Source organism: Enemella dayhoffiae, assembly GCF_002250625.1.
GTDB lineage: Bacteria > Actinomycetota > Actinomycetes > Propionibacteriales > Propionibacteriaceae > Enemella > Enemella dayhoffiae.
The window spans coordinates 319,657-334,382 of record NZ_NMVQ01000001.1 but is presented as its reverse complement, the minus strand read 5'-3'; the positions used below and the strand labels follow the sequence as shown (position 1 = coordinate 334,382).

General features: G+C 70.6%; 11 protein-coding genes and 1 pseudogene. 4 read left to right on the top strand and 8 right to left on the bottom strand.

Features of this window, described 5'->3' with window-relative positions; all coding sequences use genetic code 11:
* Positions 1 to 112: 112 nt before the first annotated feature.
* Positions 113 to 1,561, bottom strand: coding sequence for an L-lactate permease (locus tag CGZ93_RS01630; RefSeq protein ID WP_094362391.1), 1,449 nt, complete (start codon positions 1,559 to 1,561; stop codon positions 113 to 115).
* 107 nt (positions 1,562 to 1,668) lie between these two features.
* Between CGZ93_RS01630 and CGZ93_RS01625 the strand changes: the two genes are divergently transcribed.
* Together CGZ93_RS01625 and CGZ93_RS19985 are read left to right on the top strand one after the other, a co-directional pair.
* Complete coding sequence (locus CGZ93_RS01625; protein ID WP_094362390.1) at positions 1,669 to 3,030, top strand: cation:proton antiporter; 1,362 nt, start codon at positions 1,669 to 1,671, stop codon at positions 3,028 to 3,030.
* 32 nt (positions 3,031 to 3,062) lie between these two features.
* A pseudogene (locus tag CGZ93_RS19985) lies at positions 3,063 to 3,524 on the top strand (ATP-binding protein); the annotation flags it as partial.
* 130 nt (positions 3,525 to 3,654) lie between these two features.
* Here CGZ93_RS19985 and CGZ93_RS01615 read toward each other — a convergent pair.
* The 6 genes from CGZ93_RS01615 to CGZ93_RS19695 all read right to left on the bottom strand — a co-directional run bounded on the left by CGZ93_RS01615 (position 3,655) and on the right by CGZ93_RS19695 (position 12,144).
* Positions 3,655 to 4,896 (bottom strand): DUF1501 domain-containing protein, encoded by a 1,242-nt coding sequence (locus CGZ93_RS01615; protein ID WP_094362388.1) that lies wholly within the window; start codon positions 4,894 to 4,896, stop codon positions 3,655 to 3,657.
* Positions 4,893 to 6,194 carry a DUF1800 domain-containing protein gene (locus CGZ93_RS01610; protein ID WP_094362387.1) on the bottom strand — a complete coding sequence of 434 codons (1,302 nt, stop codon included), beginning with the start codon at positions 6,192 to 6,194 and terminating at the stop codon, positions 4,893 to 4,895. Before CGZ93_RS01610 ends, CGZ93_RS01615 begins: the two co-directional genes overlap by 4 nt.
* A 343-nt stretch (positions 6,195 to 6,537) precedes the next feature.
* Positions 6,538 to 7,872 carry an HNH endonuclease signature motif containing protein gene (locus CGZ93_RS01605; protein WP_094362386.1) on the bottom strand — a complete coding sequence of 445 codons (1,335 nt, stop codon included), beginning with the start codon at positions 7,870 to 7,872 and terminating at the stop codon, positions 6,538 to 6,540.
* A 283-nt stretch (positions 7,873 to 8,155) separates the two neighbouring features.
* Positions 8,156 to 10,060: a penicillin-binding transpeptidase domain-containing protein gene (locus CGZ93_RS01600; RefSeq protein ID WP_094362385.1), complete on the bottom strand. Its 1,905-nt coding sequence runs from the start codon at positions 10,058 to 10,060 to the stop codon at positions 8,156 to 8,158.
* Positions 10,060 to 11,904: a penicillin-binding transpeptidase domain-containing protein gene (locus CGZ93_RS01595; RefSeq protein ID WP_176451587.1), complete on the bottom strand. Its 1,845-nt coding sequence runs from the start codon at positions 11,902 to 11,904 to the stop codon at positions 10,060 to 10,062. Before CGZ93_RS01595 ends, CGZ93_RS01600 begins: the two co-directional genes overlap by 1 nt.
* A 117-nt stretch (positions 11,905 to 12,021) precedes the next feature.
* Positions 12,022 to 12,144: a hypothetical protein gene (locus tag CGZ93_RS19695; protein ID WP_267489702.1), complete on the bottom strand. Its 123-nt coding sequence runs from the start codon at positions 12,142 to 12,144 to the stop codon at positions 12,022 to 12,024.
* Positions 12,145 to 12,162: 18 nt separating this feature from the next.
* Between CGZ93_RS19695 and CGZ93_RS01590 the strand changes: the two genes are divergently transcribed.
* Positions 12,163 to 12,528 (top strand): TetR family transcriptional regulator, encoded by a 366-nt coding sequence (locus CGZ93_RS01590; RefSeq protein WP_094362383.1) that lies wholly within the window; start codon positions 12,163 to 12,165, stop codon positions 12,526 to 12,528.
* A 435-nt stretch (positions 12,529 to 12,963) separates the two neighbouring features.
* Positions 12,964 to 13,377, top strand: coding sequence for a pyridoxamine 5'-phosphate oxidase family protein (locus CGZ93_RS01585; protein ID WP_094362382.1), 414 nt, complete (start codon positions 12,964 to 12,966; stop codon positions 13,375 to 13,377).
* Between the two features lie 4 nt (positions 13,378 to 13,381).
* Here CGZ93_RS01585 and CGZ93_RS01580 read toward each other — a convergent pair whose 3' ends face one another.
* Positions 13,382 to 14,647 carry a glycosyltransferase family 87 protein gene (locus CGZ93_RS01580; protein WP_094362381.1) on the bottom strand — a complete coding sequence of 422 codons (1,266 nt, stop codon included), beginning with the start codon at positions 14,645 to 14,647 and terminating at the stop codon, positions 13,382 to 13,384.
* Positions 14,648 to 14,726 lie beyond the last annotated feature (79 nt).

The following is a 14,726-nucleotide window of genomic DNA, read 5'->3' as shown; positions in this document are numbered from 1 at the left end:
GGTCTCCTCGTTGAGATCGGGGTGGGACGACTTGTGGTCAGGATCACAACAACCTAGGCAGGCCGCCGATCCTGAGGAAGACCTGTGAGTGCTCTCTCAGGTTACAAGTTGGTCACCGGGTGAGAAGCAGTGCCAGCTCCAGCAGCCCCAGGCAGGTCAGAATGACCAGGCACAGCCCGATCAACCAGCGCAGCGAGACCTCGGTCCGCAGCCGATCGGCCGGATCGTCGGTGTCACTGGTCGCCGCGGCCGGGACCAGCGCCAGCGCGACCCGGGTGGGCGCGGCCATGGTGAGCACCCCGGCGGTCAGGTTCTGCACCGAGACCAGCTCCAGCGCCGGGATGCCCAGGCGTACCGCCGCCTCGGCCTGGCTGGCGGCGAACATCGCGTTGGCGCCGACCGCGGTGCCGCTGACCAGCCCGCCCAGTCCACCGACGAACGGGCTGAGGAAGGCGTACGCCGCCCCCGCGGCGCTCAGCCCGACGGCCACCTGGCCGCTCATCCCTGTCAGCGTCAGCACCGCGCCCAGGAACAGGAACCCCGCGGTGGCGCTGCCGACCGGCCACCAGCGGAGCAGCGCCGCGGTCAGGTCCTGCCGGACCTGCGGCAGCGGCGTGCGCTCCCGGAGCAGGGTGACCGTGCAGGTCACCAGCAGCCACAGCGAGCCGTGGCCGAGCAGGGTCCAGGCGCCGGTCGCGCCGGTCAGCCGCAGCGCGACCCCGCAGCCGAGCAGCCCGGCGACCAGCACCCCGTAGGGCAGCAGGGCGCGGGCGGTGACCCGGTCGAGGCCCGGCCGGGCGCCGGCCAGCCGGAAACGGAGCAGCATCACCAGGGTCGCTGCCAGCGAGCCGAGCACGCCGGCCAGCGGCGGCCCGAGCAGCCGGTTGGTGGCGATCAGCACCCCCCACGTCGCCGCGGACATCAGCAGCAGGTCGAGCAGCGGGGTGAGCCGGAGCGCCCGCCGGCCCAGCGCCAGCACCTGGGCGGTCAGTCCGGTCAGCACGATGGCCACGATCGCCAGCTCGGCGCTGCGGACGCTCAGCGCGATCACGTCGACCCCGCCCAGGGCGGCCGCCACCAGCGCACCCGGGGCGAGCGCACCCCAGGTGGTCAGGAACAGCCCGAGCAGGCCGAGGGTGAGTGCCCGGGTGCGATCGAAGCCCAGGTGCCGCAGCAGCGGGATGGCGATCATCGCCCCGAGGCCGTAGCCGGTGACCGACTCGGCGAACGGGGTGAGACCGAGGGCCATGAACAACCCCGCCCGCTCCCGCTGCCCGGCGCAGCTGCGCTCCACCCAGGCCGCGATCACCGTTTGGGCGCCGGTGCGGTTCAGGACCAGGTTGAGCAGCACCCCGCCGAAGAGCACCCCCAGCACCTCCAGCACCGTCGGGGTCAGGCCCGCCAGCCCGGCGTACCAGGCAGCGGCGGGGGTGCGGAAGACGGTCAGCGCCAGCAGCACGGCCACCGCCACCGACAGCAACGAGGCGGTCAGCGCCCGCAGCCGCAACGCCAGTCCGAGGATCGCCACCAGCAGCGGCAGGGCGGCCAGCAGAGAGGTCAACCGACTCGAAGGATCGCGCTCATGGCGTCATGGTCTCATTGGCGGTGATCCGTCCGCGGGGTGTCCAGTCGGGCGGCGTTGCGGACGCGTGGAGTATGAATACCCACATGTCGACAGACCTGGTGTACCTGCTGGGCGGGGCAGCGTTGGCGCTGGCGGTGGTGCTGCCGGTGGCCCTCGCCCGGTGGGCGCTGTCGGCCCCGCTGGTGCTCGTCGGTGTGGGGGGTCTGATCGGCCTGCTGCCCCTGGACGAGCGGGCGTTCTCACCGTTCAGTCACCCGGAGGTGACCCTGCACCTCACGGAGCTGTGCGTGCTGGTCGCGTTGATGGGGGTGGGGCTGGCACTGGACCGGCGGCTCTCACTGCGCCGGCTGCGATCGTGGCGGGACTGGGCGGTCACCTGGCGACTGCTCGGGATCGCGATGCCGTTGACGATCGCCGGGGTCGCCGTGCTGTCGTGGGGGGTGCTCGGGCTCGCTCCCGCCTCGGCGCTGCTGCTGGGTGCCGCGCTCTCCCCGACCGACCCGGTGCTGGCCTCCGACGTCCAGGTCGGTGGCCCGGCGACCCCGGAACCCGCCCAGGGACACAAGAACGAGGGGGACGAGGCGGTCGCGGACGTCGAGGACGGAGACGGGGAGGCCGAGCACATCGACGAGACCGACGAGGTGCGGTTCGCGCTCACCTCCGAGGCCGGTGTCAACGACGGGCTCGCCTTCCCGTTCGTCTATGCCGCGCTGCTGCTGGTCTCCCTCGGGTCGCCGACCGAGTGGGTGTGGCGTTGGATCGCCTGGGAGCTGGTCGGGAAGGTGGTCATCGGCGTGGCGATCGGCGCCGCCGTCGGGTGGCTGGTGTCCCGGGTCGCGTTCCGGGCACCGCGCGAGTCGCTGCGGGTGGCCGACAAGGGCGAACCGCTGCTCGCCCTGGCGGTGCTGCTGCTCACCTACGGAGTCGCCGAGGTGGCCGGCGGGTATGGCTTCCTGGCCGTCTTCGCGGCGGCGATGACGATGCGTTCGGTGGAGCGCCACAGCCACTACCACGCGCTGATGCACCAGATGATCGAGCGGCTGGAGCGGCTGCTCACGCTGACCATCCTGCTGCTGATCGGGATCTCGCTGTCCAGCGGCATGCTGAACGTGCTGACCTGGGGGTCGGTGGCGGTCGCCGTGGGCCTGGTGTTCGTGATCCGACCGCTCGCCGGGTGGTTGTCACTGGCCATCGCCGACCGCAACGAGCAGGTCGCGGGTCGCCCGCTGCGCCGCGCCGACAAGTTGGCCATCGGCTTCTTCGGCGTACGCGGGATCGGCACGATCTACTACCTGGCGTACGCCACCGGCAAGGCCGCCTTCCCGCAGGAGGAGCAGCTGTGGGCCACCGCCGCCCTGACCATCGTGCTCTCCGTCGTGGTGCACGGCGTGCTGGCCACCCCGGTGCTGAGCCGGGTGGAGAGGCTGCGCGGCCAGTCCGGCTGAACGGCGGACCGGTGACCGGGCAGGATGGGGTGATGGCCAGCCGCATCCTGCTGATCGAGGATTCCGACGCCATCCGGCTCGCGGTGCGTTCGGCGCGGCGCGGGCAGGGGTTCGAGGTCACCGCGCTGGCCGACGGCTCCGAGCTGGAACACACGTTGGCCGGGTTCTCCCCCGAACTGGTCGTGCTCGACGTGATGCTGACCGCCCGCGACACGGTGGTCGACCGGGTCCGCGGGCTGGCCGAGGGCGCCGACGACCATCTGGTGAAACCGTTCGCCATGGCCGAGCTGGTGGTGCGCTGCCGTCCGCTACGCCGCCGAGCCCCCGGCGGTGGCTGGATGGAGTTGGGGTTGGCGCAGCACGGCAGCCTGGCCGTCGTCAGCGTCACCGACTCCGGACGCGGCATACCCGATCACGAACGGGAACGCATTTTCGAACGGATGGTGCGGTTGCGAGGGGAGGACCCCGGCAGCGGGTCCGGGCTGGGGTTGAACATCGCCCGCGGGTACGCCGGGCGCACGGCGGCGACGTGGTCTGCCTGCCGAGCGAACCCGGCAGTAGGCCCGGTTCATGCTCACCCTGCCGCTGTCGCGGACGCACGCCGACTGAGCGGGGTCGACGGGCTCAGCCGAGCACGTCGAGCTCCTTGGCGTAGCCGCCGAGGAAGCGGGCCGGTTCGGCGTCCAGCACCCGGTGCAGCACGTTGGCGTACACCTGTCGGAAGTCGAGCGTCGACTTCAGGTCGCCGTCGTCGAGGTCGGTCAGGCTCGGCTGGTCCCCGTGGAAGCCGGGGCGTACGCCGCGCCCGATCAGGAACATCGGGCCGGCGGTGCCGTGGTCGGTGCCGTCGGACCCGTTCGCGCGGACCCGGCGCCCGAACTCCGAGTGCACCATGGTGACCACCTGCTTGCCGCGGTCGGTCGCGTCGAGGCGTTGCTGGAACCGCGTCAGGCTCTCCGACAGGTGTCCGACCAGCGCCTCCTGACTGACTTTCTCCTCGGCGTGGGTGTCGAACCCGCCCAGCGACACCGAGTAGACCCGCGCCGGGACCCCGAGCTCGATCATCGAGGCGACCAGGTCGAGCTGCAGTTCCAGGGCGTCCTGGCCCCCGGTCGGGGAGCCCTGACCGCCCTGGGGGGTCTTGTTCTCCTCGCGCGCCCGGTGGACGGCCGGATCGAGTGCCTTCCCGATCCGCCCGACCTCACCCAGTGAGTGGGCCGCCGCGGCCTGCAGCGGGCTGTCACCGGGATCGGGGCGGCCCAGCATCGCCAGCGGTCCGGCCGTCGCGCCACGGCCCAGGTGCAGTCCCTTGGGCGGGCAGGCGGTCGCGGCGATCCTGGTGCCGACCAGCACCGGCGGGAGGACCGGTTCGACCGACACGGCCTGCATCGGGTCGCCGGTGGTGTCCAGCCAGCGGCCGAGCCACCCCGTGGGCTGGGGGGTCTTCGGGTCGGCGGTCTGCCAGATGGCCATCGACCGGAAGTGACTGTGGTCCGGCTGCGGATAGCCGACCCCGCGGACGACCGCCAGCTTCTGGCTGTCCCACAGGGATTTGAACCCCTTCATGCCCGGGTTGAGACCCAGTCCCTCGCCGAGATCGAGCACCTCATCGGGACGGTACGCCAGGTCGGGACGGGCGTCCTGGTAGGCCTTGTCACCGGCCGGGATCACGGTGTTCAGACCGTCGTTCCCGCCGTACAGGGTGACAAGCACCAGCACCCCGGACCGCGGGTCGAGCGGGTTGTCGGCCGCGCCCTGCTGCAGTTGGGCCGGGGTGTGGGTCCAGCTGCACCCGCTGCCGTTCAGCGCGCCCAGGGTCGCCGCGGCACCGGACCAGGCCAGGAAGTTGCGTCGGGAGAAGCTCATCGGGAGACCACCACCTCGGGGGAACAGGCCGCCACCACCAGTTGCGACCGTGGGTTGTCGGCACTCTTCAGCGCCGCCGTCGTGCGGGACGTCCACTCGACGCCGAACTTCTTGGCGAGCAGGGAGATCCGGGCGTCGACGGTGGATTGTGCAGCTTCCTTCTCGAAGCCGGAGCGGGTGGCCGTCAGCTCGGCCAAGGTGGCCCGGGCCACCGCGGTGGCGGTGTTCAGCCACAGCGAGTCGGGCGGCCAGCCGCCCACGCTCGGCGGGTTGAACGGCTGCTGGCCCATGGCGCGCAGGGCCTGGCTGGCCCTGGTCAGGTCTTCGGGTGACCAGTCCTTCGGTTGGCCGCCGACGGCGCGCAGCACTCCGACCAGCCATTCCACCGGAGACTTCACCAGCGACAGCGTCTCGTCGCGAAAGGCGGGGTCGCTGGCGATCGCGCCCAGCACCGCGGCGATGTCTCCACCGCGCCAGGCGGAGAGGATGCGGGCTCGGGTCGGCGCTGGCATCGGGTGGTCGCCGACCAGTCGGAACCAGAGCCGGCCGACGACGAAGTCGGCCACCTCGGGTCGGGCCAGGACCAGGTCGGCGAAGCCGGCGGTGTCGAAGTCGCCGGTCCGGCCGAAGATGGTCTTGGGCTTTCGGTCCTGCCGTCTGGGCTGCAGCTCCGCCTTCTCGTCGGTGATCACCCAGCCGGTGAGGGCTCGGGCACCTTCGCGGATGTCGGTCTCGCTGTAGCGGCCGACGCCGAGCGTGAACAGCTCCATGAACTCGCGGGCGAGGTTCTCGTTGGGTGCCTTGACGGTCGACTTCTGCCCGTCCAGCCAGTGGATCATCGCCGGATCGACGAGCAGTTTCCTCGCCAGGGTGGGGAAGTCACCGAGGGCGTGCTGTCGGAAGGTCTCGTTCTGGGTCAGCATCAGCGACACCGGGCGGACCTTGCTGAAGCTGGTCGCGAAGTGGCCGTGCCAGAACCAGGTGAGCCGCTCCACGCCCTGGTGCTGGGCCGCCACCATCCGCGCCAGCCACCAGCGGCCCAGGGCGACCCGGTTCTCCTGCTCGATCTGCTGCGCCTGGCGGCGGGCATCGGGGTTGTCGGCGTTCCGCTTCGGCTGCGGCTTCAGTGCGGGGGCGGGGGTGGCGGTCGCACCCGGGTCGGCACCGGTGGGCTTGAGCAGCCCGTTCAGGGTGGCCTCGAATCCGGCCTTGGTCGCTCGGTCGCGCTCGACCGGGGTCGCCGAAAAGGCGAACCGGTCGAGCAGTCGCGTGATGGCCTGGGCCTCGGTCAGTGGCATACCCCAATCTTGATGCGCTCTGGTGCGATCCGTGCAGTCCTGCTCGCGCTTCTTCAGCCATTCCACAGGTTCCCCCTGCGCTCGCTGAGCGAGCTTGCGAGTCGCAGCCCTATGCTGGCTGAGCCTGTCGAAGCGTGGTTGCGTCCGGTGGTTGCGGCGAAAAGGGCGTCCCGCCCACCTCGCTGGCGGGTTGGGTTTGTGCTGGCGCCGGTCTGGTCTTCAGCTCGGTACGCCCGACCACGCCCCGACGCCCTTTCCGCCTCCACCACCTCAGCGCCCAAGGTCCAGTTTCCAGGCCACCGTTGGCTGAGCGCACCTCGACTCGTCGCTGGCGCTCCTCGGTTCAGGGAGCGTTCGGGTCACAGGGTCTGGGGAATCGGAAGCGGGCATGACGCCGTGGCGTGCGGTCTGCGTTGAAACACGTCGGTGGAATCACGAACGGGAGGCCGTCTTCGTCGAGGCGGATGGCCCAGCGTTCGGGGTTGTCTGCGTTCCAGGGTCGATCCCGCGCGGGTTCGACCTGGCGGTGGTGGTGGGGGCACAGCAGCACCAGGTTCCACAGTTTCGTCGGGCCGTACGCCCACCACGGTTGGATGTGGTGGGCTTCGCTGTCCTCGGGCGGATGGGTGCAGCCGGGGAACACGCACCCCTTGTCCCGCGCGACCAATGCCGCACGGATCTCTGGGGTGACCAGGCGGTGCGGGGTGCCGACCTCCATCGGCACGCCTTTGCCGTTCATCACGATCGGCAGGATGTCGGCATCACAGGCCAGCCGGCGGAGTTCGGTGGCGGACAGCTGCTCCCCGCACGACACCTGCGCCGTACCCAGACCGGTGCGGAGCGTCTCCAACGACACCAGCACAGAGATCCGCGGACGATCGCCGCCGTTGCGGGGTGCATCACCGACCTTCGCGGCGCGGCGGACCAGGATCATCAACGCGTCGGCTCGCATTTGCGGCCGGGTCGGCGGGATTGCGTCGGTCTCGGTGGCGGCGCGCCAGAGTGCGGACTCGTGGGCCTTCAACAACGCGGCCAGTTCTTCCCCGTCAGCGAGCGGGAGTTTGCCGGCGAGGAGGTAGGACCCGTGGTGATCGGGTGCCAGGGAGAGTCGTCGGTTCTTCTCGGCCTGCAGCCGTTCGGCCTCCAACCGGGCGGCCTCATGTGCGTCGGTGCCGTCGGGATCGATGGTCTGGCAGACGTGCAGCGACAGTTTGCGCAGGTCGTCGGGGGCGAAGTCGGCGGCGAACCCGACCATCAGCTCCTGCGCCCGATCCAACTCCGCGGCCGATAGAGTGTCGGGGAGGTTCTGCAGCCCGGTGAGGATGCCGCGGACCTGGCTGTCCGACAGCAGTCCGGCGCACGCGGCCTCGGCGATCAGGCTGAAGCGGCCGAACAGAGTCGTTGCCTGCTTCACGATCCGGCGTGCCTCGCGGCTGCTGTGGCGATGCTGCCGGGTCAGGAACGTGGCGGTCGAGCACAGGTGGGTTCGTTCGGCGGCTTCGCGCTGCTGCGCCTCGGTGACCAGCTGCGCGCGAGCGGCCTGGGCCGCGGCAACCTGGGCATCGGCCCTCTCGATCAGGGCGAGGACTTCTTCGTCGGTGAGCAGTGCGAGGTTGTCGAGCTCGGGCAGCATCGACACCGCGGTGATCACCGTGGGGGTGTCGGCTGCTGTGCTCATGGTTCAAGTACATCAGTCGGGTCTGACAGTCCGACCCCGAAAACGGCCCGAAATGGCTGTGTGGGCAGAAAAAGTTTGAAAATCTTTGGCCACTCCAGTCACAGCCTCCCCGAGAGGCTTCGACTCGCTCGTTCCTCGCTTGCTCAGCCAACGTTCCGCTGGCCAGATGGCTTCGACAAGCTCAGCCAACATAAGGGGCGTGGAAACTGGACGTTGGGCGGGACGCCCTTTCCGCCGCAACCACCGGACGTAAGCAGGCTTCGACAGACTCAGCCAGCGGGGGTCAGCGGAGGTAGGCCTGGAGGAGGGGGCCGGCGGTCTTGGAGCCGGAGTCACCGTCGTTCACCCAGACGGCCACCGCCAGGTCGCCGCGCTGGGCGATCATCCAGGCGTGGGTGCGCGGGGGGACCGCGGTGCCATATTCGGCGGTACCGGTCTTGGCGCCGTCGGCGGTCCCCTTCAGGAATCCGGCAGTGCCTTGGTTGACCACCTGACCCATCATCCGCTTCAGCGCGGCCGCCTCGTCGGGGGTGAGCGGCACCGGCGGTGCCGGTGCGGGGCGGCCGTCGACCATCGTCGGGATCACGGTACGTCCGGCCTGCACCGAGGCGGCCACGGCCGCCATCGCCATCGGTGAGGCCTCCACCGATCCCTGCCCGATCAGCGATTCCGCCTTGCCGACGGTGTTCTTCGGGTCCGGGACCGAACCGAAGAAGGACGGGAAACCCGCGTCATAGTCGGTGCCCAGCCCGAGACTGACCGCCGCCTCCCGCAGCAGCTGCGGGCTGATCCGCTGGTGCTCGGCGATCAGCGCGGTGTTGCAGGAGTAGGCCAGGGCATCGGCCAGGCTCAACCGCCCCACCCGGGAGGCCGGGAAATCGTTGTAGTTCTTGAATGTCCGGCCATCCACGGTGACGGTCTCGGTGCAGTTCAGCTGACTCTCCGGGGTCATCCCGCTGCGCAGCAGGGCGAGCGCGGTGACCACCTTGAAGGTGGAGCCGGGGGCGTACCGGCCGAAGGTCGCATCCGGATTGCCGCCACTGCCGGCTGAGTTCGCGGCCGCCAGCACCCGACCCGTGGACGGCTGGATCGCCACCAGGGAAGCGGATCCGGCCGCTCGACCGATCACCTGCTCGGCTTTGCGCTGGGCGGCGGCGTCCAGGCTCAGCTGCAGATCCTTCCCCGGGGCGGCCGGGGCGTCGAACAGCACGATCGGGCGTACGCCGGGGCTCGCGCTCGCTGTGGGGCGAGGGCTCGCGCTGGCGCCCGGAGTCGGCGTCGGCAAGCTCCGCGCCACCAGCGACACCTTGGCGCCGGGCCTGCCGCGCAGCTGCTCGTCGAACCGCTTCTGCAGTCCGCTCGTGCCCGCCTCGTCGCCGGGAAACAGTGTATTGGCAGAGGAAGTCACCTGCTCGGGGGTGGCTTCACCGGTGCCGCCGATCAGCTCGGGAGCGAACTCCCGATCGGTCAGGATGGTCTGATTCTTCGGTACGCCGATCGCGCCGGGCACCTGCCGCCAGCCCTCCGGTTGCGGGGCCTCGGGCCGCAGGGTGATCGCCTCCACGAACTGCGCCGCACCCCCGGCCCGCACCCGCGCCACGAAGTTGTCGGCGTTGAGCTGGAACAGCTGGGCCAGCCGTCGGGCGGAAGCCTCGACCTGCCCGGGATCGACCCGGGACTTGTCGATGCCGATCCGCAGCACCGGCTGGGTGGACGCGATCACGACAGCCTGTTGCCCGACCACGCGAGCGCGGGTGGCGGCGGTGTGGGTGTGCACCAGCCGGGTGTCGGGACCGAGCTGCGGGTGCACCAGTTGCGGGGTCCAGTCGAGGACCCACTGTCCGTCGCGGAAGTTCATCGTGGCGGTCGAGTGATACGTCCAGCCGGCCGCGGCGAACGGCCAGGTGTAGTCGAGTCCGATCGTGCTCACGTCGCCGACGGTCCGCACCTCGCTGACGGCGACCTTCGGGCGTACGCCGTCCATGCCGCGGACGATCTCGGCCAGCTGCCCGGCGGCGTCCTGGGTGGCCGGGACGCCGGTGAGGTCGGTGCGCTGCAGCCCGTCGACCACCGCCTGCACCTGCGGCGCCGGGTCCGGTGGCTTGGGGACCGGCGGGGAGGACAGCCTCGCGTGGCAGCCGGTGCCGAGCAGCAGCACGCCGACCGCGCCCAGGGTGGCGCGCCGCATCAGCGCCCGGTGCTGGTGATCGCCCGGCCCAGGGTGCTCAGGCTGGGCGCCGAGCTGTCGCCGGCGTTGCCGATCACGATCGCCACGGCAAAGGCGTCGGAATAGCCGACGAGCACCTGGCGTCCGTCGGCCTCGCCGGTGACCACGTTGCTGAAGTTGCCGTAGGAACCCGGAGACGCCTTCATCATCGCCTGCAGCGCCTTGCTCTCCGCCTCGGTCAACGGAGGTACGCCGTCGGCGGCCAGTGGGGTGCGCTCGGGCACCAGCACCGGGGTGATCGGCTTCTTCGCCTGCACCGAGGCGGCCTGCACGGCCAGGGCGAGCGCCGAGGCCTGGACGCCGGGGCCCTGCCCGATCGCCGTCTCGGCGGTGGCGCGAGCACCGGTGGGTCGCTCCACCGCGCCCAAGTTGTTCGGGGTGCCGAGGTCGACGGTGCGGCCCATCCCCAGTGACTGGGCGGCACGGGAGAGCTCGTCGGCCTGCAGCCGTCCGGCGGCCTGGGCGACGGCTGTCCGGCAACCTCGGGCGAGTGCCTGCTCCAGGGTCATCGAGCTGCCGTTGTAGCTGAACCCCTTCGGGTTCTCCACCACCAGTCCCTCGACCGTCACCGACTTCTCACAGGTCACCTTGTCGTTCAGGCGGACGCCGGAGCGCAGCAGCGCTAGCGCGGTCACGTTGGCGTTCGCCATCCCGGGCGCGATCCGGGCGGTGGTCGACTCGTTGCGGGCGCGGGCGGCGGGGGAGTCCGCCGCGGCCAGGATCGCGCCGTTGCCGACCCGGATCACCGCCACCGAGACCGGCTGCTTCACCTTCCCCACGGCCTGCTCGACCCGGGACTGCACGTCGTCGTCGATGGTGGTCTCCAGCGTTCCACCGGGGGCGTCGGGGAAGTCGGCGACCAGGGTGTCCGAGGTGGGCCGGCCGCTGCCCGGCTGGGAGTCGCGAGGAGCCAGGAACACCTTGTTGCCGCCGCGGCCGCGCAGCTTGGCGTCGAACGTCTTCTGCAGCCCGCTGGTGCCGAGCACATCACCGGGATAGACGGTGCCGCCGGACTCGGCGACCTCCTTCTCCCCGGCATAACCGACCCCGCCGAGCAGCGCCTGGGCATATCCTGCGCTCTTCGCCGCGGGCAGCGTCACCGTACGCGAGTCCGCACCCTTGGTGCGGGTGAAATTGGCGGGGATCTCCTCGGTACGCACCGGGGCGGCGTCGACGAACGCGTTGGCACCCGCGGCGCGCACCTTCTCCAGGAACTGGACCGGGTCGAGGTTGAGCTGATTGGCGATCGTCTCCGCGGACGCCTGCTGGTCACCCGGATCGGGCACCGCGGCCTTGTTCAGCCCCAGCATCTGCAGCGGGGTGTTCTGCACCAGCACGGTGCTGCCGCGGCCGGTGATGGTGCCCCGGTCGGTGCTGGTGCGGCTGCGCTCGAGCCGGTTGTGCGCGGTCAGCTTCGGGTGCAGCACCGCCGGCTCCCAGACCAGTTTCCAGGTGTCGGACTCGTTGACCATGGTCGCCTTGGTCTCGTAGGTCCACTCGGTGGACAGCGGCCACGCATAGTCGAAGTCGACCGTCGCGGTGTTGCCGGCCCGGCGTACCTCCTGCACGGTGACCTTGGGCTGCAACCCGTGCAGCCCGCGGAGCAGGACGGGGAGGTCGGCCGCCGGGTCGCCGCTGCGCAGCGGGACGTCCTTGAGGGATCCGGCGGACAGTCCGGCGGCGACGGCCGCGGCGGCCTCCTCGATGGTCTTCGGCTGCTTCCCCTGCTCGGGCTTGTCGCCGCCGGCACCGCCGCAGCCGCTCAGCAGAACCAGCGCCGTCAGCGCCGCACCTGCCACTCGCACGTGCACCTGATCCCCCCAACCGTCCCCGTCGGACGGCCGCGGGCTCGGTCGACGGGGGAGTGTCATCTTGTCGTCCGGTCGGATTCTAGCCGGGTGGCCAAAAGCGGCCACGGTCGTTCAGTCCACGAGGCGACCGGCCACCGGCAGCTTCTCCAACTGGGCGCGCCCGTGCGCCGACCCGATGAACGCCTGGGTGGCGTCGGTGCCGCAGTGATGCTTCCCGCGCGCCCACCCTTGCAACCCCGACAGGGGATCCGGATGGAACGGGTGATCGAGCAGGCCGGGGTGTCCCGGGCCACCGCCTATCGCCGGTGGCCGAGCCGTGAGCAATTCCTCGTCGACGTGCTGGCCGAGACGGTTCGGCGTACCTCGTTGATTCCCGAAACCGAACAGGACCTGGTCCGGCTGCTGGCCCTGGTCGATGAGCATCGGCCGCGGCTGGGGTCCGCCCAGGGGCGCCGGAACCTGATCGTGGAAGGACTGCGGATGGCCATGGACGCGGACGTACGCCGGTTGCTCGGCTCCCCGCGCTCGCGCACCTTCCTCGCCCTGTCCGCGACCTATCAGGGGTTGCCGGCCGGACAGGTCCGCGACGCCGTCGGGGGCGGCGCTGGTGTCCGCTGAGGCCGGCTTCGCCCAGCGTCGCGCCGAGGTGTACGCCAACCTGGCCGGCCTGGTTGGCTATCGACTGGTCCCGCCGCTGATGTGAGGCGAGGGCTTCCGGGTGCTGGCCGGGGCGACCGGGGCGATGATGACCGGGATCCTCGTCCGGGCGATCGCCCGGCCCGCCTGGCTGGACGAGCGGGCGCCCGCCCGGCTGTTCGGTCAGAGTAGAGCCGCCGCGTGGTCCGAACCCGAGCGGTGGAGCGTCGGGGTCCTGCTCGCCCACCTGGAGCCCGATCCGGAGTTGGCGTGGGACGAGACGCTGGTGCGGAAAACTGCTGACCGTCCTCCAGGACCAAATGCGCGAAGTGATGGCCGCGCCGCAGCTCCTCGACGAATCACCGGAGAAGCCGGGTCGGCGGGGATAGGCTGGCGGCAGTTGACGAAAGGGTTGCCATGGCCGAGGGGACACACCTGTCGGAGCAGGAGTGCTGGGAGCTCCTGCACTCCCAGGAGTTCGGCCGGATGGCCTATGAGCTGGACGGGCAGCCGAACATCGTGCCGCTGAACTATGCCGTTGACGGGCAGCAGCTGGTCTTCCGGACCGCGGAGGGCAGCACCGTGCACGGGTTGTGTCAGGACCGACACGTCGCCTTCGAGGTCGATCAGGTGGTCGAAGAGGTCGGCAGCTCTGTGGTGGTACGCGGGACCGCGGTGGTGCTGCCCCCCGAGGAGGAACTCCGTCTGGAGCAGGTCGGGCTGCGCGCCTGGCTGGGCGACAACCGTCCGGTGCTGATCGCCATCCGGCCCAGCGAGGTGCACGGACGCCGCTATCCGCTCCAGCGCCCCTGGCGCAGCATGCTGCGCTGACCGCTCAGACCTCGGTGACCCGGGCCGGCGGGACCGCTCGGCTGAGCAGGGCGCTGGCCAGCAGCGGGATCAGCAACACGTTGGCCAGGAACAGCATTCCCGAGCTCGAATAGTCGTGTGGGCGTTCGAAGAAGTTGAAGAACACCACATTGCTCAACAGCACCGAGATGATCGGCAGCGCGCGCAGGATCGTGCCGATCACCGACGCCCCGGTTGTCACCCGGCACACCTGCCGGAAGGCCAGCACCTGGATGAACGGCAGATAGGTGAAGTAGTGCGGCCAGCACACCCGGCTGAGGAACGGGGTGGCCGCGAAGATCAGCGCCAGGCCGAGCAGGTCGGCGTCCTTGGTGCGGCTTCGGATGAGCAGGAAGGCGAGCGCCAGGACCCCGGCGCCCAGGGCGTACCCGAACACCGCCGCCAGGGTCAGCTCGGTCCGGTTCATCTCGTCCACGATCCGGGGGAACCAGCGGCTCAGCACGTGTGCGAACGCCTGCGAGTTGGAGTCGGGGGTGCCGTCGTCGTCATACCAACTGGTGGCGGCGAGGTTGCGCTGGGTGGTCACCTCGAAGACGAACCAGCGTCCGAACCCGAGCACTGTCCCCGGCAGCAGGCAGACCAGGGTGAACGCGGTGACTCCGGCCGAGATGAGCGCGCGGCGGTCCTTCCTGGCCAGGAAGTACCACAGGAACACCGCCGGATAGATCTTGATCGCGATGGCGATGCCCAGCACCACACCGGCCCAGCCGCGGTGCCCACCCCGGTACAACCAGATGGAGACCAGGGTGAGACTGCCCAGCATGATCGACACCTGGCCCCAGTTGAAGCAGTGCAGCACCGGCTGGGCCGACAACGTCAACAGCAGCAGCACCAACCGCGGGCCCGGCCGCTTCAACCCCAGCAGCCCGCAACTCGCCCACCAACCGAGCAGGGTCATCGCGATCGTCAGCGCCACCCAGAACTTCAACGCCACCTGTGGCCCGAGCGCGGCGATCGGGTGCAGCGCCACCGCCAGGAAGGCCGGATAGAAGTAGCCGTCGGTGGAGATCGGCTCGCGCAGAATGCGCTCGGCCATCGGCTGGTAGTGCACCAGGAAGTCCTCGAACGGCCGCGGCGCCCAGTCCATGTCGTGGGAGAACGCCTTCAGGTCCGGCCACATCGCCAGGTAGTAGAGGAACAGCGCACCCACCCCGGTCAGGGTGATCAGGAAACCAGCCAGCCGACCGGGGGCTCCGGTCCTGGGGGTGGGTTCCTGCAGCCTGACATGCATCGCGGGATCACTGTCTCATCCCGCGGCCGCGATTCACCGAGCGGCGCGCCCTGCGGGTCGACCGGCGCGGGGGTCGAGA